The sequence below is a fragment of the Mycobacterium sp. smrl_JER01 genome (genome assembly GCF_048513595.2).
Lineage (GTDB): Bacteria > Actinomycetota > Actinomycetes > Mycobacteriales > Mycobacteriaceae > Mycobacterium.
Genome location: NZ_JBLXXK020000001.1, coordinates 350825 through 369479, shown reverse-complemented (window position 1 = coordinate 369479; position 18655 = coordinate 350825). Strand labels below are relative to the sequence as shown.

Annotated in this window: 23 protein-coding genes; 11 read left to right on the top strand and 12 right to left on the bottom strand. The window is 69.0% G+C overall.

All coding sequences use genetic code 11. The features are described from left to right. Positions 1-114 precede the first annotated feature (114 nt). Genes ACNUDN_RS01780 through ACNUDN_RS01765 form a run of 4 tightly spaced genes read left to right on the top strand, consistent with a single transcriptional unit; the run spans position 115 to position 4224 of the window. Positions 115-1305 carry an acyl-CoA dehydrogenase family protein gene (locus ACNUDN_RS01780; protein ID WP_419120347.1) on the top strand — a complete coding sequence of 397 codons (1191 nt, stop codon included), beginning with the start codon at positions 115-117 and terminating at the stop codon, positions 1303-1305. Further along, positions 1298-2527, top strand: coding sequence for an acyl-CoA dehydrogenase family protein (locus ACNUDN_RS01775; protein WP_419120346.1), 1230 nt, complete (start codon positions 1298-1300; stop codon positions 2525-2527). The genes ACNUDN_RS01780 and ACNUDN_RS01775 overlap by 8 nt, the downstream gene beginning before the upstream one ends. Before the next feature lie 11 nt (positions 2528-2538). Beyond that, positions 2539-2802 (top strand): hypothetical protein, encoded by a 264-nt coding sequence (locus ACNUDN_RS01770; RefSeq protein WP_419120345.1) that lies wholly within the window; start codon positions 2539-2541, stop codon positions 2800-2802. A 9-nt stretch (positions 2803-2811) separates the two neighbouring features. Further along, a complete protein-coding gene (locus ACNUDN_RS01765) occupies positions 2812-4224 on the top strand; it encodes an NCS2 family permease (protein ID WP_419120344.1) in 1413 nt (470 codons plus the stop codon). A gap of 38 nt (positions 4225-4262) precedes the next feature. Here the strand turns inward: ACNUDN_RS01765 and ACNUDN_RS01760 are convergent, their stop codons facing one another. Both ACNUDN_RS01760 and ACNUDN_RS01755 read right to left on the bottom strand, forming a co-directional pair. Next, on the bottom strand, positions 4263-5870 hold the full coding sequence (locus tag ACNUDN_RS01760) for a diflavin oxidoreductase (RefSeq protein WP_419120343.1): 1608 nt from the start codon (positions 5868-5870) through the stop codon (positions 4263-4265). Between the two features lie 76 nt (positions 5871-5946). After that, positions 5947-6699, bottom strand: a complete 753-nt coding sequence (locus ACNUDN_RS01755) for a TetR/AcrR family transcriptional regulator (RefSeq protein WP_419120342.1) — start codon at positions 6697-6699, stop codon at positions 5947-5949. Positions 6700-6708: 9 nt separating this feature from the next. Here ACNUDN_RS01755 and ACNUDN_RS01750 point away from each other — a divergent pair, with 9 nt between their 5' ends. From ACNUDN_RS01750 to ACNUDN_RS01735, 4 genes are read left to right on the top strand one after another with little or no spacing between them, the layout of a single operon-like run. Then, positions 6709-7302: a TetR family transcriptional regulator gene (locus tag ACNUDN_RS01750; RefSeq protein ID WP_419120341.1), complete on the top strand. Its 594-nt coding sequence runs from the start codon at positions 6709-6711 to the stop codon at positions 7300-7302. Next, on the top strand, positions 7299-8072 hold the full coding sequence (gene cobM / locus ACNUDN_RS01745) for a precorrin-4 C(11)-methyltransferase (protein WP_419120340.1): 774 nt from the start codon (positions 7299-7301) through the stop codon (positions 8070-8072). The genes ACNUDN_RS01750 and cobM overlap by 4 nt, the downstream gene beginning before the upstream one ends. Then, entirely contained in the window at positions 8069-8707 is a 639-nt protein-coding gene (gene bluB, locus ACNUDN_RS01740) for a 5,6-dimethylbenzimidazole synthase (RefSeq protein WP_419120339.1), read from the top strand. The genes cobM and bluB overlap by 4 nt, the downstream gene beginning before the upstream one ends. After that, on the top strand, positions 8708-9157 hold the full coding sequence (locus ACNUDN_RS01735) for a VOC family protein (protein ID WP_419120338.1): 450 nt from the start codon (positions 8708-8710) through the stop codon (positions 9155-9157). It begins immediately after the preceding gene. Positions 9158-9166: 9 nt separating this feature from the next. Here the strand turns inward: ACNUDN_RS01735 and ACNUDN_RS01730 are convergent, their stop codons facing one another. Genes ACNUDN_RS01730 through ACNUDN_RS01710 form a run of 5 tightly spaced genes read right to left on the bottom strand, consistent with a single transcriptional unit; the run spans position 9167 to position 13552 of the window. After that, positions 9167-9691 carry a bifunctional adenosylcobinamide kinase/adenosylcobinamide-phosphate guanylyltransferase gene (locus ACNUDN_RS01730; protein ID WP_419120337.1) on the bottom strand — a complete coding sequence of 175 codons (525 nt, stop codon included), beginning with the start codon at positions 9689-9691 and terminating at the stop codon, positions 9167-9169. Beyond that, on the bottom strand, positions 9688-10425 hold the full coding sequence (locus tag ACNUDN_RS01725; protein ID WP_419120336.1) for a cobalt-precorrin-6A reductase: 738 nt from the start codon (positions 10423-10425) through the stop codon (positions 9688-9690). Before ACNUDN_RS01725 ends, ACNUDN_RS01730 begins: the two co-directional genes overlap by 4 nt. Further along, entirely contained in the window at positions 10425-11897 is a 1473-nt protein-coding gene (locus tag ACNUDN_RS01720) for a cobyric acid synthase (RefSeq protein WP_419120335.1), read from the bottom strand. Before ACNUDN_RS01720 ends, ACNUDN_RS01725 begins: the two co-directional genes overlap by 1 nt. After that, complete coding sequence (gene cobF, locus ACNUDN_RS01715; RefSeq protein WP_419120334.1) at positions 11894-12658, bottom strand: precorrin-6A synthase (deacetylating); 765 nt, start codon at positions 12656-12658, stop codon at positions 11894-11896. Before cobF ends, ACNUDN_RS01720 begins: the two co-directional genes overlap by 4 nt. Before the next feature lie 24 nt (positions 12659-12682). Beyond that, positions 12683-13552 (bottom strand): LysR family transcriptional regulator ArgP, encoded by an 870-nt coding sequence (locus ACNUDN_RS01710; RefSeq protein ID WP_419120333.1) that lies wholly within the window; start codon positions 13550-13552, stop codon positions 12683-12685. A 92-nt stretch (positions 13553-13644) separates the two neighbouring features. Between ACNUDN_RS01710 and ACNUDN_RS01705 the strand changes: the two genes are divergently transcribed. Then, complete coding sequence (locus tag ACNUDN_RS01705; protein WP_419120332.1) at positions 13645-14583, top strand: GGDEF domain-containing protein; 939 nt, start codon at positions 13645-13647, stop codon at positions 14581-14583. A 21-nt stretch (positions 14584-14604) separates the two neighbouring features. Here ACNUDN_RS01705 and ACNUDN_RS01700 read toward each other — a convergent pair whose 3' ends face one another. The 3 genes from ACNUDN_RS01700 to ACNUDN_RS01690 all read right to left on the bottom strand — a co-directional run bounded on the left by ACNUDN_RS01700 (position 14605) and on the right by ACNUDN_RS01690 (position 16865). Beyond that, positions 14605-15342, bottom strand: a complete 738-nt coding sequence (locus tag ACNUDN_RS01700; RefSeq protein WP_419120331.1) for a cutinase family protein — start codon at positions 15340-15342, stop codon at positions 14605-14607. A gap of 170 nt (positions 15343-15512) precedes the next feature. Further along, positions 15513-16322, bottom strand: coding sequence for a DUF5718 family protein (locus ACNUDN_RS01695; RefSeq protein ID WP_419120330.1), 810 nt, complete (start codon positions 16320-16322; stop codon positions 15513-15515). A 27-nt stretch (positions 16323-16349) separates the two neighbouring features. Then, positions 16350-16865 carry a helix-turn-helix transcriptional regulator gene (locus ACNUDN_RS01690; RefSeq protein ID WP_419120329.1) on the bottom strand — a complete coding sequence of 172 codons (516 nt, stop codon included), beginning with the start codon at positions 16863-16865 and terminating at the stop codon, positions 16350-16352. A gap of 118 nt (positions 16866-16983) precedes the next feature. Here ACNUDN_RS01690 and ACNUDN_RS01685 point away from each other — a divergent pair, with 118 nt between their 5' ends. Continuing rightward, entirely contained in the window at positions 16984-17145 is a 162-nt protein-coding gene (locus tag ACNUDN_RS01685; RefSeq protein ID WP_419120328.1) for a hypothetical protein, read from the top strand. Between the two features lie 4 nt (positions 17146-17149). On the opposite strand, the gene ACNUDN_RS01680 is transcribed toward ACNUDN_RS01685, so the two are convergent. Together ACNUDN_RS01680 and ACNUDN_RS01675 are read right to left on the bottom strand one after the other, a co-directional pair. Further along, positions 17150-17443: a DUF3618 domain-containing protein gene (locus ACNUDN_RS01680; RefSeq protein WP_419120327.1), complete on the bottom strand. Its 294-nt coding sequence runs from the start codon at positions 17441-17443 to the stop codon at positions 17150-17152. Then, complete coding sequence (locus ACNUDN_RS01675; protein WP_419120326.1) at positions 17427-17804, bottom strand: phage holin family protein; 378 nt, start codon at positions 17802-17804, stop codon at positions 17427-17429. The genes ACNUDN_RS01680 and ACNUDN_RS01675 overlap by 17 nt, the downstream gene beginning before the upstream one ends. A 210-nt stretch (positions 17805-18014) precedes the next feature. Here ACNUDN_RS01675 and ACNUDN_RS01670 point away from each other — a divergent pair, with 210 nt between their 5' ends. After that, positions 18015-18623, top strand: coding sequence for a LysE/ArgO family amino acid transporter (locus tag ACNUDN_RS01670; protein WP_419120325.1), 609 nt, complete (start codon positions 18015-18017; stop codon positions 18621-18623). Positions 18624-18655 lie beyond the last annotated feature (32 nt).

Sequence of the window (18655 nt, the reverse complement as noted above, 5' to 3'; positions counted from 1 at the left end):
TACCTACTCCAGCGTCGCCACAGGTCCCAGTTCGAGCACCTCGCCCTCACCCATTCCTGACCCGACCGACCCGTCGGACGACGAGGGCGGCCCACCCTGATTTAGTGTGCAGGCATGGGCACTGATGCCGACCGGGTTGCCGACGCCGCCCGCCGGGTGGTCGATGAGCACAACCCCCGGACCGTTCCTGTTCAGGAGTTTCTCGGCGCCTGTTTCGACGCCGGTCTGTCCTGGGTGCACTTTCCCGAAAGCTTCGGCGGTCTGGGGGTGTCACGCGGACTCCAGGCGGTGGCCGACCGGATCCTGCAGGGCGCCGGCGGTCCGGTGCCGCTCGGGCTCAACCCGATGGGCTACGGCATGGCCGCACCCACGGTTCGCGAGCACGCCCAGACCGACTCTGTCCGGCAACGGCTGTTACGGCCGCTGGCGACCACCGAGGAAATCTGGTGCCAGCTGTTCTCCGAACCCGGCGCCGGCTCCGATCTCGCCGGTCTGGCCACGTCGGCCGTGCTCGACGGCGACACCTGGGTCATCAACGGCCAGAAAGTGTGGACCAGCCTCGCCCACCGCGCCCGGTGGGGACTGCTGCTGGCCCGGACCGACCCCGATGTGCCCAAGCACAAAGGGCTGACCTACTTCGTCATCGACATGCACGGCGACGGGGTCCAGACCCGGCCGCTGCGACAGATGACCGGGCACGCCGAGTTCAACGAGGTCTACCTGAGCGACGCCCGCATCCCCGACACCTACCGGCTCGGTGCCGTCGGCGACGGGTGGCGGGTGGCGATGACCACGCTGATGAACGAGCGCAGCGCCCTCGGCGGCAGCGGCAGCAGACGCGGCGCCGGCACCATCTCCGATGCGGTCGCGTTGTGGGCGTCGCGTCCCGACCTGCACACCCCGGTGCTGCGTGACCGGCTCAGCAGTCTGTGGCTCCGATCCGAGGCGCAGCGGCTGACCTCCGAACGGTCCCGGGCGGCGGCCACCGTGGGCGGCCCGGGGCCGGAGGGCTCGATAGGCAAGCTCGTCGGCGCCGAACTCAATCAGCACATCTACGAATTCTGCATGGACCTGCTGGGTCCCGAGGGGATTCTGTACGACGGGTACGGCACGGACCGCACCTCCACCGACGGCGCGGACTGGCGGGGCCCGATCCAACAGCGGTTCCTCCGCAGCCGCGCCAACACGATCGAAGGTGGCACGTCCGAGGTGATGCGTAACATCCTCGCAGAGCGGGTCCTTGGCCTGCCTGGAGATCTGCGCGCCGACGCCGGGATGCCGTGGAAGGAGGTCCCGCGTGGCTGACTCGACGCCGTCCACTACCCAGGGGCACACCGAGCTCGCCGGGCGCGAGTTCGTGTTCACCGAAGAGCAGGGCCAGCTGCGCGCCGCGGTGCGCAAGTTCTGCGCCGACCACATCGACGAGAACGCCGTCCGCGCCCAGATGACCTCCGATCCCGCATTCGACGCGAAGATCTGGACTCGGCTGGGTTCGGAGCTGGGAGTGCTCGGAATGTCCGTCCCGGAGACCGCCGGAGGCGTAGGCGGCACCCTGATCGACCAGGCCGTGGCGGTGGAGCAACTGGGCGCCGCACTGGCCTGCGGCCCGCTGTTGGGCACCGTGTATCTCGCGATCCCGGCACTGGTGGCGTCCTCGCAGCCCGGGGACCTGTTGGCGCCGTTGATCGAAGGAACCCGCACCGCCGCTTTCGCCGTACCCGACGACGCGGCACGATTCGAACCCTCAGCTGTCACGGTCGACGCCACCGGCGCCGACGGTGGCTGGATCCTCAACGGCACCGTCCCCCGGGTGGTCGACGCCGGCAGCGCCGACGTCATCCTGGTCGCTGCGAACGCGCCCGACGGACCGGGGCTGTACGCCGTCGAGACGACCGACACCGCGGTGCAGCGCATACCGCTGACCACTCTCGACCTGACCCGGCGCCAGGCCACGGTCGGGCTCGTCGATGCGCCGGCCCGGCTGGTGGCCGGCCCCGCCGAGGCCCAACGCGTGATCGACCATGCGTTTCAGGTCGGTGCGGCGCTGCTGGCGGTCGAGCAGGTGGGCGCCACCCAGCATCTGCTCGACCTCACCGTCGACTACGCCCGCAGCCGGTTGCAGTTCGGCAGACCGATCGGATCCTTCCAGGCCGTCAAACACCGTCTCGCCGACGACCTGGTCGCGCTCGAACACGCCCGCTCCACGGCGTATCACGCGGTGTGGGCGCTCACCGACGGGTCCGACGATCCGGCGCTGGCGGTGAGCATCGCGCAAGCCACCTGCTCGGCGGCGCTGCTACGGGTTGCGAACGACACCATCCAGGTACACGGTGGTATCGGCTTCACCTGGGAACACCAGGCGCACCTGTATTACAAGCGGGCCTACACCGATGCCGCGCTGCTGGGCGGCGCCGAACAGCACCGGGCCCGGGTGGCCGAGCTGGTGCTCGACATCGGTTCGGAGAAGGCCCTGGAAAAGTCCCTGGAGAAGGACGCACCGCGCGTGGCAACCGGACTGCCGAGCTGAGAGGAAGCGAAGTGAGACATCGAGTTTCGCGATATCTGGGCGCGGCGTTCGTCGCGACTGCCGCCACCGTGGCGCCGTGGGCGGCGACGGCGCTCATCTCTGCTTTGACGCCGTCTGTGGCGCAGCCGTCCACGGCGGTCGCCCAGTGCCCGCCCGGTCAGACCGGGGTGATCTACGGGTGTGCGCCGTTCTGTGTGGAAGGCAAGTTCCTCGACACCCAGACGGGACTGTGCACGCCGGTCGCACCACCCCCACCCCCCGCGCCGCGGTACTAGGAACCGCCGGTGAACGCAGTGGACCGTTTCTTCGAGATCACGGCCCGCCAGTCCAACCTGACCACCGAGATCCGCGGTGGCGTCGTCACGTTCATCGCGATGGCCTACATCATCGTGTTGAACCCGATCATCCTGTCGGGGTCGGCGGACGTCGAGGGCAACACCCTCGACTTCGCGCAGGTGTCGGCGACGACGTCGCTGGCGGCCGGTGTGATGACGATCCTGTTCGGCGTGATCGCCCGGTTGCCGTTCGCGCTGGCCGCGGGTCTGGGCATCAACTCGTTCCTGGCCACCACCGTGGTCGGCGAACTGACCTGGCCCGAGGCGATGGGCCTGGTGGTGATCAACGGCCTGCTCATCGTGCTGTTGGCGGTCACCGGTCTGCGGCGCATGGTGTTCGACGCGGTGCCCATGCAACTCAAACTCGCCATCACCGCCGGTATCGGACTGTTCATCCTGTTCATCGGGTTGGTCGACGCCGGCTTCATCTCCTCGACCGGCGTCCCGTCGCCGCCCGTCGGTCTGGGCAGCGGTGGACAAGGCTCCATCAGCACCATCCCGACGCTGATCTTCGTGCTCACACTTCTGCTGACCGGCATTCTGGTGGCCCGCCGAGTGCGGGGCGGTATCCTGATCGGACTGGTGGTGGGCACCGTCGTCGCGGTCGTCGTCGAGGCGATCTGGCATCTCGGGTCGGCGGTCGACAATCCCGGCGGGTGGAGCCTGTCGGTTCCGACGCTGTCCGGATCGCCGTTCGCGCTTCCGGACCTGTCGCTGGTCGGTGAGGTCAGCCTCAACAGTTTCAGCCGCATCGGGGTGCTCGCCGCGGTGATGCTGGTGTTCACGCTGGTATTCGCCAATTTCTTCGATGCGATGGGCACCATGACCGGGCTGTCGAGGGAAGCCGGACTGTCCGACGACCGGGGCACCTTTCCGCGGTTGCGGGGCGCGCTCGTCGTGGAGGGCGCCGGCGCTGTCGTCGGCGGTGCGACGTCGTCGTCATCGAACACCGTGTTCATCGAATCCGGCGCCGGCATCGAGGAAGGAGCCCGCACCGGGCTGGCCAACGTGGTGACCGGCGTGCTGTTCCTGGCCGCGATGTTCATCTCACCGCTGGCCTCCATTGTGCCGACCGAGGTCGCCGCCGCGGCGCTGGTGGTGGTCGGCGCGATGATGGTCTCGCATCTGCGCCACATCGAGTTGTCGGAGTTCTCGGTCGCGTTGCCCGTCGTGTTGACCGTCGCGGTGATGCCGTTCAGCTACTCGATCGCCAACGGAATCGGTGTCGGCTTCATCAGCTGGGTGGTGATGCGCACCGCAGCGGGCAAGATCCGTGAAGTGAGCCCGCTGTTGTGGGTCGTGGCGGCCGGCTTCACGATCTATTTCGCCCGCACCCCGGTGGAGTCGCTGATCGGCGCCTGAACGCCCATGACCGCCACCGGCTTTCGGCGGCCGGACTCTCAGTACACATCGCGCAGATAGCGGTGCGTGGTGATCAGATCGTTGACGTAGGCGTGCGCATCGTCGTCGCTGCACCTACCGGCGGTTCTGACGACCTCGTGGAGCGCGCGGTGAACGTCCCTGGCCATGTGTTCGTCGCCGCACACGTAGAAGTACGCACCATCCTGCAGCCACCCATAGAGCTCGCCGGCATGCGCGGACATATGGTGTTGCACATAATCTTTCGCGAAGCCTTCGCGAGAGAAAGCGCAATTCAGGCGCGTGAGCACGCCGGCCCGGTGCAACGAGATCAGTTCGTCACCGTAGAGGAAATCAGTCGTCCGGCGCCGGGCGCCGAAGAACAGCCAGGATCGCCCCGCGGCCGCCGTCGCCTGCCGCTCCTGCAGGAACGCGCGAAACGGTGCGATTCCGGTACCGGGGCCCACCATGACGATCGGCACGTCGGCAGCCGGTAGTCGAAAGGAGTCGTTGGGAACCAGATGGATTCGCACGTCCCGGCCCCGTTGCGCGAGGAAACCCGATGCGACACCGCGATGGGATCGCCCGCGGGCCCGGTACTCCACCGCGGCCACCGTCAGGTGAATGCACCGCGGGTGCACCAGCGGGCTGGATGCGATCGAATAGTCCCGGTGTTGCAGCGGTCGCAGTGTTGCGACGACGTCGTCGACGCCGAGATCGGCGAGCGTGAGCAGGTCGAGAACGTCGCGTCCGTGCGCCCAACGACTCAGCGCGACAGGGTCGCCCCCGGACAGTATCGCCGCCGCCGCCGTGTCCCGGGTGTGCGCCGCAACCAGCTGTCGCAATGCCGCGGTGGGAATCCGGATCTCCAGATGCTCCGTCAGCAGAGTGCCCAACGGGTGTTCCCGCCCGACCACCCGGTGATCGAAGCCCACCCCCAACCTGCCCAGGATTGCCGCGACGAGGGCCGGATCGTTGACCGGGTGCACCCCCACCGAATCGCCCGCCTGATACGCGATACCGCTGCCAGCGAGGTCGATTTCGTAGTGGCACACCGTCTTGTCCGATGCCGGACCGGTCAGCCGGTGCGCGGCGACCAGTTGGGCCGGATACGGGTTGGTCCTGGTCCACACCGCAACCGGCGGTCCGGCAACGCCTTCGGGGGCCGGAGCGGACGTCGTCGGGGGACTCGCCTCGGCGAGCAGTCGCACCACGTGCGAGGTCCAGGCCTCGGCGGGCTCTTCGAACTCGAGATCACAGTCGACGCGCTCGGCGAGCCGGCGGGCCCCGAGCTCTTCCAGACGGGCATCGATGATCTTGCCGGCATTGCAGAACAACGGATAGAAGCTGTCCCCCAGACCCAACACCGCGTAGGTCAGATGGTCCAGACGCCGGCTGCTCTCGGCGCTGAGCTCCTCCCAGAACACCTCGGCGTCGTAGGGCACCTCACCGTCGCCGTACGTCGCGGTGATGACCACGAAATGGGTGACCGAGGCCAACGTGTCGAGGTTCAGATCGTTGAGGTATTGCGGTTCGACGTCGATGCCCGCTGCCGCGGCAGCCTGTGCGAACCTCTTCGCGACCATGGTGGAGTTCCCGGTCTCGGTGGCGAAGCCGAGCACCAACGAGAACCGCGGATTGTCAGGCATCGGTCGTGTCACCCTTTCCGACTGCGGACGAGTTAGGGTGACCTTACTTAGGAATGCCCCCGCCGTGCGGGCTTCCTCATCCCGCCCTGGATCCCCTCGTGGCGTGCTCTGCGGCGACACCGGCGATCACCGCACGCAGCTGTCGCTGGATGTCGGCGCGGCTGATGGAATCGGGCGAGTCGGTGGCAAACGCGAAGGCCAATCCGCCCAGGTAGGTCAGCACCACTGCAGCCTGTTCGTCGAGGAGGGACTGGTCCAGCGGTGCACTTCGGTCGTTCTGCAGGGCCAGGAGCAGGCGCTCCACCAACGCCCGATAGCTGTCGGAGACCTGCGCGAACCCGGCGGCGATATCGGCATCGCGGTTCGCGAGCATGGTCAGCTCCAGCCGGGCGCGGGTGCGCGACAACACCGGTTCTTCGCGGATACGCAGCAGCTGATCGGCGAGCAATCCCAGGATGATCTCGCCCGGGCTGTCGGGGGCGTCCTTGAAGGTCTCGGCGAAGACCTCCGCGTCGTAGCGCACCAGCTGGTCGGCGACGCCGTGCAGCAGCGCCAACCGGGTCCGGTAGTAGAAGGACGTCGTTCCATCGGGCACGCCCGCGCGGCGATCGACCTTGAGATGGCTCAACCCGCGGGGACCCTGTTCGGCCAGCAAGGCGATTGCGGCGTCACACAGCAGGTGACGCCGCTGCGCGGCATTGTGCTTTCGACGGGTGTCAACGTCCTCGATCTTACGGCCGCGCCCGGACCAGCCGCCCCAGCGCGGATTCTGCACCATCGCAGCCACCGCGGTCGGGTGGATCGGATCGTGGCCGCGCGCTACTGCCACAATCGAGGGATGACGACCGGTGAACGGCCCAGTTTGCGGGAGCGCAAGAAGTCGCGCACCCGCGAGACCGTCCGGCGGGAGGCGTTCCGGTTGTTCCAATTGCACGGCTACGCCCAGACCACCGTCGACCAGATTGCGCAGGCCGCCGACGTCTCTCCGAGGACGTTCTTCCGGTACTTCCCGACCAAGGAATCGGTGTTGTTCTCCGATGACCTGCTGGCGCCGATCCTCGAGGCGTTCCTGGCCGCCCCTGCGCAGCTGTCCCCGGTGGCCGCCTACCGGCACGCGGCCGCCGAGGTGTTCGCCGCGATGGCCGGACCCGAGTTCGATTTCGTGATCGCCCGCCAGCGGCTGCTGTACGCGCTTCCCGAAGCGAAGGGGGCGTTGTGGAATGAGCACGTGAAGGCGATCAGATTGCTCGCGGCGGCGATCGCTCAACGACTGCGGCGACCGGAGGACGACTATCAGATGCGGGTGACCGCCGGCGCGATCATCGGGGTGTTCATGGCTTCCTCCGACGACGCACCGCTGGACGGCGAGGAATTCCTGCGTGCACTCGAGATCCTGGACCAGGGTCTCCCCGACGCGCCCGCATATCGATGACCGATCGTGCGGTGCATTTCGTCGGCGCGGGGCCGGGCGCGGCGGATCTGCTGACCGTGCGCGCCGCCCGGCTGCTCGCCGACGCCGGACTGGTGCTGTACCCGGGCTCCTACCTCGACCCGGCCATCCTCGCCGACTGCTCACCGGAAGCCGAACTCGTCGACACCGAGCACCTCGACCTCGACGCGATCGTCGGCCGGCTGGTCGACGGGCACCGGGCCGGTCTGCCGGTGGTGCGGTTGGTCTCCGGGGACCCGTCGGTGTATTCGGCGATGTCCGAGCAGACACGCAGGCTCGACGCGGCCGGGGTGCCGTGGGATGTGACACCCGGGGTGCCGGCCTATGCGGCGGCGGCCGCTAGGGTGGGTCGCGAGTTGACCGTCCCGCTGATCGCGCAGTCGGTGGTGCTGACCCGCACTCGGCAGCGCTCGACCGCCATGCCGGAGGCGGAGTCGCTGACAGCGTTTGCCGCCACCCGGGCGACGCTGGTCCTGCACCTAGCGATCACCCGGGTTCGGGAGCTGATGGCCGAGATCGAACCCGAATACGGCCCGGATTGTCCCGTCGTCGTGGTGTACCGGGCATCCCAGCCGGGGGAACTGGTGCTGCGCGGTACCATCGCGGACATCGCCGACGCGGTGCAATCGGCCGCGTTGCGGCAGGCCGCGGTGATCCTGGTAGGGCGGGCCCTGGCGAGCCGGCCTGATCCGGCCGCCGGTGAGAGCCACCTGTACGACCCGGCACGCACCCGCGGCGGGCAGACACCGTGAACGAAGGTGCCGCGGCGTTGTACGACGTCATCAACCGTCGCCGGGACACCCGAGGTGAGTTCACCGGCGCGCCGATCCCCGACGATGTGCTGCAACGGGTGCTGCTCGCCGCGCATGCGGCGCCCTCGGTGGGGATGTCCCAGCCGTGGGATTTCGTTCTCGTACGGTCACCGCAGACCTTGCGCTGCTTCCGAGATCACGTGGCTGCAGAGCGCGAGGCGTTCGCGGCGCAACTGTCCGGCGAACGGGCCGCGACATTCGACCGGATCAAGATCGAAGGCGTGTGCGAGTCCGGCCTGGGAATCGTGGTGGGCTACGACTCCACCCGCGCGGGTCCGCAGGTACTGGGCCGGCATGCGATTCCCGACGCCGGTCTGTACTCGGTGGTGTGCGCGATCCAAAACCTTTGGCTGGCAGCAACTGTCGAGGGTCTCGGGGTCGGCTGGGTCTCGTTCTACCGCGAAGAGTTCCTGCGCTCCCTGGTCGGGATGCCCGACCATGTGCGGCCGGTCGCCTGGTTGTGCGTCGGTCCGGTGGCCGACCTTCCCGACGTCCCGGATCTGGAGCGCTTCGGCTGGCGCGCTCGCTCCTCGCTCGAGGCGGTACTGCACCAGGAGCGCTACCGGGCGCGTTGAATGGAGGTCATGGCGGTCCGCGAGATCCAGGTGACGTTCGACTGCGGCGACCCCGGCGCGCTGGCCGGGTTCTGGGCCCAGGTCCTCGGCTACGTCGTGCAACCTCCGCCGGCCGGATTCGACAGCTGGGAGGACGTCCTCGCGTCGATGCAGGTGCCGCCCGCGCGATGGAATGACGCGTCGGCGCTGATCGACCCCGAGGGGCGGAGGCCGGGGGTGTTTTTCCAGCGCGTGCCTGAGGGCAAGTCCGCCAAGAACCGGGTTCACCTCGACGTGCGCGTGGCCGAGGGTCTCGAGGGCGCCGAGCGGATGGCCGCACTGGAACGGGAGTGCACGCGGCTGGTCGCGCTGGGTGCGACCCGCCTCAAACGCCATGAACCGGTCTCGATGCTGCAGGGTGGCCACATCGTGATGGCCGATCCGGAGGGCAACGAGTTCTGCCTCGACTGACCGCGCCCGTCAGATCTTGAGCACCCGGCCGGCGATCACCAGATGCACTTCGTCGCAGACCGCCGCGACCCGCTGATTGACGGTGCCGAGCAGATCCCGGAACAGCACCCCGGACCGGTGCGATGGCACCACCCCGAGCCCCACCTCGTTGGTCACCACGACGACCTGACGCCGTGCGGCCAGCGCGTCGCACAGCGCCGTGAGCCGGGCGTCGACCGCCTCATGCACCTCATCGGAGCTGTTGTCCCACAGGTTGTTCCGGTCCAACATGGCCGTCAGCCAGGTGCCGAGGCAGTCAACCAGTAGCGCGCCGTCGGCGGCGCGAACCGCGGCTGCGACGTCGCGGGTCTCCACCGTCCGCCAGTGCGCGGGCCTGCGCGCACGGTGGCCGGCGACACGCGCGTCCCAATCGGGATCGCTACCATCGGCGGGACGGCCCGGGGCCAGGTAGGTGACCCGCGGTGCGTCCTGCAGAAGGTGTTCAGCGTGACGGGATTTGCCGGAGCGGACACCGCCGGTGACCAGGACCCTCATCGTGCCGTCCCGGGAAGGCTCCGGACCCAGGCGACGGCCTCGTCGAGATCGTGGACCGTGGGCACCCCTGCAGGGCGGGCCGGGCGGCGGACCACGACGACGGGCACGCCCAGCTGTGCGGCGGCCTGCATCTTGGGCCAGGTGTGCTCACCACCCGAGTCCTTGGTGATCAGGACGTCGCTGCGATGCTCGCGCATCAGCTGCAGCTCGCCGGGTAACGCGTACGGCCCGCGGCTCATGACGAGTCGCCAGGTCGGCGGAAGCTGCGCGTCGGGGGCTTGCACCACCCGGGCCAGTACGGCGTGTTCGTGCAGGGCGGGCACGAACCGGTCGATCTCCTGGCGTCCGACCGTCAGGAACGGTCGCGCCCCGAGTTGCGCCGCGGCGCGCGCAGCTTGCTCGTGATCGTCCACCCAGTGCCAGTTCTCCCGGCTGCGAAGCTCCCAGCCAGGACGTTCCAGCCGCAGCAGCGGGGTGCCGACACAGGCGGTCGCGGCGTTGGCGGAGATGCGCTTCGCGAACGGATGGGTGGCGTCGATGACGGCGTCGTACCCGGACAGCGCGGCGCGCAGCCCGTCGACCCCGCCGAAGCCGCCGATGCGGACCTCGCCGACCGGCAGGCGGGGGTCGTTGACCCGCCCGGCCAGCGAGGTGGTGACCTCGACGCCGTCGGCGGTCAGCAGTTCGGCCAGGGCCCGCGCTTCGGAGGTGCCGCCCAGCAGCAGAATCCGCATCACGGCGCTCCGGGCGGCAGGAACGGAAGTCCTTGCGGTGGACCATGTTCGGCGAGGCGCAGCAACGCGTCCACGTCGAGATGCTCCTCGACGAGATCACCGAGCAGGTCCAGGCGGTGTTCGCGGGCCTTCGGGAACGAGGCACCGGACGCCGGCACGCGGAGGGTTTCGGTCAGGAAGCGTGCGCGCAGTGCATCACCCTCGAATGCGCCGTGCCACATCGTGCCGAACACCGGGCCGCACCGCAGGCCGCCGGGAAAGGGGTCGCCGTCGGGACCCGGGGTGATCCGTCCGTGGTGGATCTCGTAACCGGAGGCCGTGGCGCCCTCCCACTGCCCCTCGGGGAGCCGAAGTGCCTTGTCCGCAACGAAATCGGTTTCGACGTCCAGCAGTCCCAGCCCGTCGGCCTCGGCGGCGCCGCCCTCGACGCCGTGCGGATCGCGGATCACCCGGCCCAGCATCTGAAAGCCGCCGCAGATTCCGAGCACCGGCCGGCCTGCCGCGGCGTGGGCCAGCACCGCCCGGTCCAGCCCGCGGGAGCGCAGCCAGGCCAGGTCGGCGATGGTCGAGCGGGTTCCGGGCAGCACCACCAGGTCGGCATCGGCCAGAGCGCTTGGGTGCGAGGCGAATACGACGTCGAGGTCGGGTTCCAGACCGAATGCGTCGACGTCGGTGAAGTTGCTGATCCGCGGCAGCCGCACCACCGCGACCCGGCGGGCGCCCGGGCGGGCGGACCGGCGGCCCTGCAGTTCCAGGGCGTCCTCGGAATCGAGCCAGAGGTCGGGGTGCCAGGGCAGGGTGCCGTACACCCGTCGGCCCGTGAGGCGCTCCAGATCACCCAGTCCGGGCGCCAGCAGATCGAGCTCGCCCCGGAACTTGTTCACCACGAAACCTGCCATCAACGCCTGATCCTCGGCCGACAGCAGCGCGACCGTCCCGAAGAACGCGGCGAACACCCCGCCCCGGTCGATGTCGCCCACCACCACGGTGGGCAGTCCGGCGTGGCGGGCCAGCCCGAGATTGACGTAATCACCTGCCCGAAGGTTGATCTCGGCGGGACTGCCGGCCCCCTCGGCCACGACGAGGTCGTAGCGGGCAGCCAGGTCGTCGAACGCGGCGTGTGCGGCCTCGGCCAGTGCGCGCCGACCGTCCAGCCAGTCCGAGGACGACACCTGCCCCCACGGCCGGCCCATCAGCACCACGTGGCTGCGGCGATCACTGCCCGGTTTGAGCAGCACCGGATTCATCGCGGCCTCGGGTGCGGCACGCGCGGCCAGTGCCTGCACCCACTGTGCCCGCCCGATCTCCACCGCACCGCCGGGTCCGGTGCAGACCATGGAATTGTTGGACATGTTCTGCGCCTTGTACGGCGCGACCTTCACACCGCGGCGGGCAAGTGCCCGGCACAGGCCGGTGGTCACGGCGGTCTTGCCGGCATCGCTTGTCGTCCCGGCGATCAGTAGGCCGGTCACCGGGTCCTCCTGACCAGGAAGACGTCCATCACCCAGCCGTCCTGAGCGAGGGCGGCGCGCCGGGCGCCCACGATGTCGGGCAGCGCGTCGGGCAATCGGCCGGTCACCAGGTGCTCGCCCGCGGCACCGAGGTTGGCGCCCCACCAGATCGTCCATCGATCGAGCCCGCTGAGATCCAGCCGCTCCGGTGGCGGGTTGAGCATGGCGACGATGTTGTCCATACCGGCCGCGACGGCTTCGGGCAACCGACGGCCGGTGGTGATATGGACCGGGCGCCCGACCTCGTGCAACACGATGCGGTGCCGGGCGGCCAGCAGCTGAGGTGCGCTGATCCCGGGCAGCACGTCGATGTCGACGTCGACCTGCGGGCCCAGCAGTGCCCGCACCTTCTCCGCGACGCGGATGGTCGAGTCATAGAGCGATGGATCACCCCACACCAGGAATGCGGCAGTGCCGCCGCGATCCCGCAGCACCCCGGCGTATTGGGCGGCGCGCGCATCGTGCCAGTCGCCGACGGCTGATTCGTAGCCGCCGGTGCTCAATCCCTCGGAGCGGTCGCGCTCCGGGTCCGGTAGGGCGACCAGTTCGGCGCCGCCATGACGTGCGACGATCTCGCGGCGCAACGCGAGCAGGCGGTCATCGTCGGCCTTCTGCGCGGCCAGCACGTAGTCGACCGAGGCCAGCGCGTCGGCGACCTCGGCTGTGACGTGCTGCGGGCCCATACCGACGCCGAGAATCCGGATCCTGACCGCGGCGACCATGCCGACGATTGTCCCTGTCCTCGGTCACCGATCGCGCAGCAGCCCCGCCGCGGCCGACTCGACGGCGGCGGTGACCTCCCGGACGGTGTCGCTGTCGAGCTTCCAGCACTGCCAGTACAGCGGCACGTCGAGATGCTCGTCGGTGATCGGCACAAAGGACCCGTCGAGCAGCTGGATCGGGTACATGCCCCAGCCGAGGCCGGCGTGTACGGCCGCCCCGAAACCCGCCGCGGTCGGGACGTAATGCACCGGGCGGGCGATAGACTTGCGGAATACCTTGCGTACCAACTGATCCTGTAGGGCATCGGCGCGATTCCAGGCCAACGACGGCGCCCGCGCCGCGGCCTCACGGGTGAAACCGTCAGGCAGGTGGTGTCGCACATAGGCAGGTGAGGCGACCGGGACGTACCGCATCACCCCGAGCGGCTGCACGCGGCACCCGGCCACCGGAGCGCGTTCGGTGGTGACCGCGCCCATCACCGCACCCTCCCGCAACAGCCGCGCCGAATGATCCTGGTCCTCGATGTGCACGTCGAACAACACCCGGGGCAGACGGGCGAACACCTCGGTGAACCAGGTCGCCATCGAATCGGCGTTGACCGCCAGCGCGATTCGCGGCAGGTCGGCGCTCCCACCGCGCATCTCGGCGAGCGCCTCGCTCTGCAACACCGCCATCTGAGCCGCCAAGCGCAACAGCGGAATGCCGGCCGGTGTTGCCACACAGGGCTTTTCCCGCAGCACCAGCACCTGGCCGACTCGCTGCTCGAGCGCCTTGATGCGCTGACTGATCGCCGACGGCGTGACATGCAACCGTTCGGCGGCGGCGTCGAAGCTGCCGAACTCGACAACCGCCGACAGCGCTGCCAGCTGCCCGGAGTCGAGTCGGTCAACCACATCAGAGATGCTAATCAACTCACAGGTCTCGGCGATCGGTGATCTCGCTCGCTGCACCATCGGCCGTCCGCTGATCCCACTAAGCTGCTGCTGTGGTGCCACTGGACGAACTCCTGCGGCGCAAGATGCTGATCATCTACCTCACCTTGATGTCGGTGACGTACTCATTGCCGGCAGCTCAGGCGGTGATCCTGGGCCCGCGCGTGTCCGACGCGCAAGGTGAGCTGATCGCCGTCGCGTTCAATCTCGCGGGTCTGCTGCTGGCGGCGCGCAGACCGCTGAGCGGCTGGCGCTATGCGGCAGCACTGACCTGTGTGGGCGTGGCACCGAGCGTGGCGCTGCTGTTCCATGACCAGATTGCCGCGCAGGTCTGGTCGGTGGTGCCGCTGATGTTCGTGGCGATCTTCATCCGGACCTGGCACAGCGCCCGGACGACACGGATCGCGGTGGCGGCGTTGACGGGCACAGCGGCCGTCGCGCTCCTCGTCGCACCGGCTCCCATCCCGCTGCTGTGGGTGGCGTTCTACGCGGTGAGCGTGCTGGGGGCCGCGGAGGTGTTCGGATTGTGCAACTCGGTGCTGCTGGACGCGGCGTTGCGGGATCCGCTCACCCTGGTGTGGAATCGCGCCGGCATCAGCCACCACGCTGATCGCCTGATCACCCGGGCGCGGCGCCGACGCCAGGATGTCGCGGTCGTCGTGTTCGACGTCGACGACTTCAAGGGCGTCAACGACCAGCGCGGACACGCAGTCGGCGATCTGATGCTCAGTGAGCTGACCCGGCATTGGGTCGCGCGGATACCACCGTCGGCTGTCCTCGGCAGGATCGGGGGTGACGAGTTCGTGCTGATCCTCGGCGGGCACGACATCACCCGGGCACGTGCGCTGGCCGACGAACTGACCGACGGCCTCAGCGTCGGTGTCACCTACGGCGTTGCGGCGGGGCGGCCCGATCGCAATGCCGGACTCGACACCTTGTTCGCCGCCGCCGACCACGACCTCTATGAACGCAAGCGGGCGCGGAAACGATGACGCGGGTCGGCGCTCAGGCGGTCAGCCCACCGCCGCCGCGTTGACGACCACGTCGGTCCGGCTGTGACCGGACACTCGGGCCGTGACGAAGTTCGCGGCCTGCTGCGCCAGGCCGGCCTGCACATACTGGCTGTGAGCCGGGCGGTCGTCGCCGTTGGAGCACACCGGGTCCGCACCGTTGCACAGGTCGATCGTCTTGGCTCCGTAGAGCGGGCTGACCGCGGTCAGCGGCCGACCGATCTTGGCCGACGGGTTCCCGAATACGGCGACCGCGGCCACATGGTCCGCGACCGCCGGAGGCAGCGGACGACCGAATCCGAAGGTGGCGTTGGGATCTGCGGTGATCAGGTCGACCGCTGCGGCCCCCTGCGAATATCCGCCGATCACGATGCTGGTGTCGGGGCAGGATGCCGCGACGGCCTGGATGTGCGCACTGGCGTCGTCGGCGGCGAGCGGGGCAGACTGCAGAAAGTCGTAGGACGCAGGGTAATTCACCCCGTAACTGCTGACCGTGCGGTTACCCAGGGCGCTCTGCAGATCCTCGACGAACGCCTGGCCCACGCGTCCCAGACCCGCGGGTTCGGCTGTGCCACGGGCGAAAACCACCTCCACGTCAGGACAGGACTCCGCGGCGTGTGCGCTCGCCGTACCCGGGCCGATGAGGCCGGCGGCGAGAACCCCGCCGACACCTGCCAGCACCAGCGCGCGGCGGACGGACTTTCCGGAGACCGCTGCGGCGGTCGAGCGGCGATCGGACATGTCGGGTCTCCTCGGTCGTGGCCGCCCCACTCGGCGACAACCTATGAAAGCCCGGTACTCCGGCAGAAATTCCACCCGATGGCGAATATCTCGCAAATGGTGGTTAGCACCCATGCCCGGCACCGGCTGGCTGGTGCCGGGACATCCGACGTGCGGGTGGGCGTGCGGCGCTACTCGACGCGCTGACGCAATTCCGAGGCGGCGTCGCCGACGGTGTCGTACACCCGCACGATCGCCTCGTCGCCGGGCTTGAGGAATGTGGACTCGCCGAGGGCCGTGTACCGCGTCGCGCCGATGCCGATCAGCACGTGCTCGGGATGTCCGCTGGCGACCATCAGTGCGCCGACGTCCTCGAGCGGGGTTTCCGGGGAACCTTTCTGGTTGGCCAGCCGCTCCACGATCCAGTCCAGTAGGACCTCACCGTAGTACGAGTAGCCGATGAGCGGGCTGTCCACCCCGTAGGCGCGCTCCTCACCGTCGCTGTTGAGATGACAGACCAGGCGCAGGGTCGCCGTCGGCCCGTCCGGCGTGAGGTCGCTGATGTCGAAGAACCGCGCCGCCACCCCCTTGGATGCCGGACCCCAGTTCTTCTTGTGGCTGATCTTCGGCGCACCCGGGCGACGGATCGAGCAGTCGTTGAACGCGCCCAGCGCGAACGGCTGCAGCGTCACGACGGTGTCGCCGTTCCAGACCACCGTGCAGGCCAGGCCTACCTCCGGTTCGATCTGCAGGTTCAACGGCCCCGAGAATTCCGGACTCGCGCCCGGCAGCACGATGGCGTCGTTGGACAACGGGAACTCACCGAGGAAGGTGTCCGATCCCGGCGCATACCACGGAAAAATCCCTTTGGGCGCAGCGCCTTCGCTGGTGACGTTCACGAAATCGGCGGCCTCGCCGGCCTGTTCGAGGTGCCCGGCGAAATTGCCCGCGACTCCGAAACCGAACCAGCTACGCATCTCGCTCAGGGCGATATCGATCACGGGAAGCAGCGTACGCGCCGGCCCGGGTCAGCTTGCCAGCGTGGTTTCCGGCCGGGTGCCGTACTCGCTGCGGTAGTGCAGCGCGAAGACCTCGACGGTGCCGAATCCCCAGCGTGCGGCGATGCCGGCGACCGAAGCGGTCGCGGGACTGTGTGTCACGAGGTCGCGGTGTGCGTGGTGCAAACGCACCCGGCGCAGGTAGTCCCTCGGTGTGCAGTTCAGGTGCCTGGTGAACATGGAGTGCACGGACTGCGGCGTCGCCCGGGCCGCGGCGGCAACATCGAGAAGCGAGATGTCGGTGTCGGCGTTGTCGTCGATGAAGGCGAGCGCCCGCTCCAACTGGCGCCGTCCGCTGTTCTCGGTGCGCCGCGGGGCCGACGCGGTGGTCGGAAACGCGGCGAGCACGCAACCTGCCAGGTAGCGGGACAACGGTCCGGTCACCAACGGTTCGGAGGCGGCGTGGACGTTGGACGCGACCTCGAGCCGCAGGTGCGACATGACATCGGCGACGTGGCGGTTGGCCTCCTCCGACACCGGCGCCATCGGAACGACCCGACGCACCGGATTGCGCCAGGGCCTCGCTGACGGTGACGTCACGTTCAGGCGGTGGACTGAGGGCCGGCGGATCTGGGTATGGCATGCGCAGACGGAAGGAGCCCCTATGCCCGGTGAGACCGGCGCCGAGAAGCCAGCAGGTCACCGACACCGCCCCGAAGACCCGCCCGGCCCTGAAGACCCGCCCGGCCCTGAAGACCATGGCCGCGAGGGGGGCATGGCCACCCGCGAAATCGCCCCGGAACTGACCGAGCCCGACGACGCCTGACAGGTCAGCGACGACGCAGCCAGACGACGACACCGACGCCCGCCGCCACGGCGAGCAGCACTCCGATGGGGACGGCGGGCCTGGACTGCACCGCGTGCGCCGCCTCGTGACCGTGCTGCGCGACGGATTCCTTGGCTTCGGCGACCGCCTGTTGGGTGCGACCTTTGACGTCGAACTTGTCCGACAGCGCTCCCACGGTCGCGCCGAGTTCGGCGCGCGTCTGTTCGATGTCGGCCTGCAGCTCGTCCACGCCGGCGTCGGGCCCGGGCTCGGGTCGCGGATCAGGTCCTGCTGCCATGGCTTGCCCCCTTGATCTCCTCGATGTCGGTCTTGACGCTGTCCAGCGATTGCGCCGCCGGCGGGGGGACCTGCTCGACCTGTTTCTTGCTGATCAGGGCGGCGATCCCGGCGGCGGCGAACAACGCGACGGCGACGATGACCGCCGACAGCCAGACCGGCAGGGCCAGCGCCAGGGCCGCCACCGCAGCGGCGACGAGTGTGGCCAGTCCCAGCACGCCGAGCAGCGCCGCAGCGCCGACCATTCCGGCGCCCCATCCGGCGTGCTTGGCCGACTGGCGCATCTCCTGCTGGGCCAATCGCATCTCGTCTCGGACCAGACGTGACGTCTGTTCGGAGAGCTGACTGACCAGCTCACCCATCGATGGCTCCGTTTTCGAGTGCGTCACCACTTCACCTCCTGAATGCCGGCGGGTCGTGCCCGTCGGGTGCCCGCTGCGCAGGGCTCGAAACAACCGGACGGCCGATACCGGCGGGCCCGCGCGCCACACCCACCTCAAGATCAGTTCTGCTAATCCAGGTGAAGAATCTTTAGCTGTACTGCATAGTCGCGGGTCCCTAACGTTGCCGTCGTGAACCCTGCATACGTCGTCGTCCTCAGCGGTTTCGCCACCACCCTGGCGCTCATCGCGGCGATCGGCGCGCAGAACGCGTTCGTGCTCCGCCAGGGCATCCGGGGCGAGCACGTGCTCCCCGTCGTGGCGGTGTGCACGGTGTCGGACCTGCTGCTGATCTTCGCCGGCATCGCGGGTTTCGGGGCCCTGATCGCAGCCCGTCCCGACATCGTGACCATCACCACCTACGGCGGCGCCGCGTTCCTGATCGGCTACGGCCTGCTCGCCGCGCGGCGCGCGCTCAGGCCCGGTGTGCTCACTCCGGCCGACGCCGCACCGGCGCGGCTGACCGCCGTGCTGGCCACCTGCCTGGCGATGACCTTTCTGAACCCGCACGTCTACCTCGACACCGTCATCCTGCTCGGGGCGCTGGCCAACGAACACCACGACAGCCGATGGCTGTTCGGCGGCGGAGCGGTCGCCGCAAGCGCCCTCTGGTTCACCTGCCTGGGCTTCGGCGCCAAACGGCTGCGCCATCTGTTCGCGTCGCCGCGGACGTGGCGTCTGCTCGATGCGGTGATCGCCGTGACGATGATCGGCCTCGGCGTCTCCCTGGTCATCAGCTGAGCCGCCGGAAAAGTATCGACATGTAACGCCAG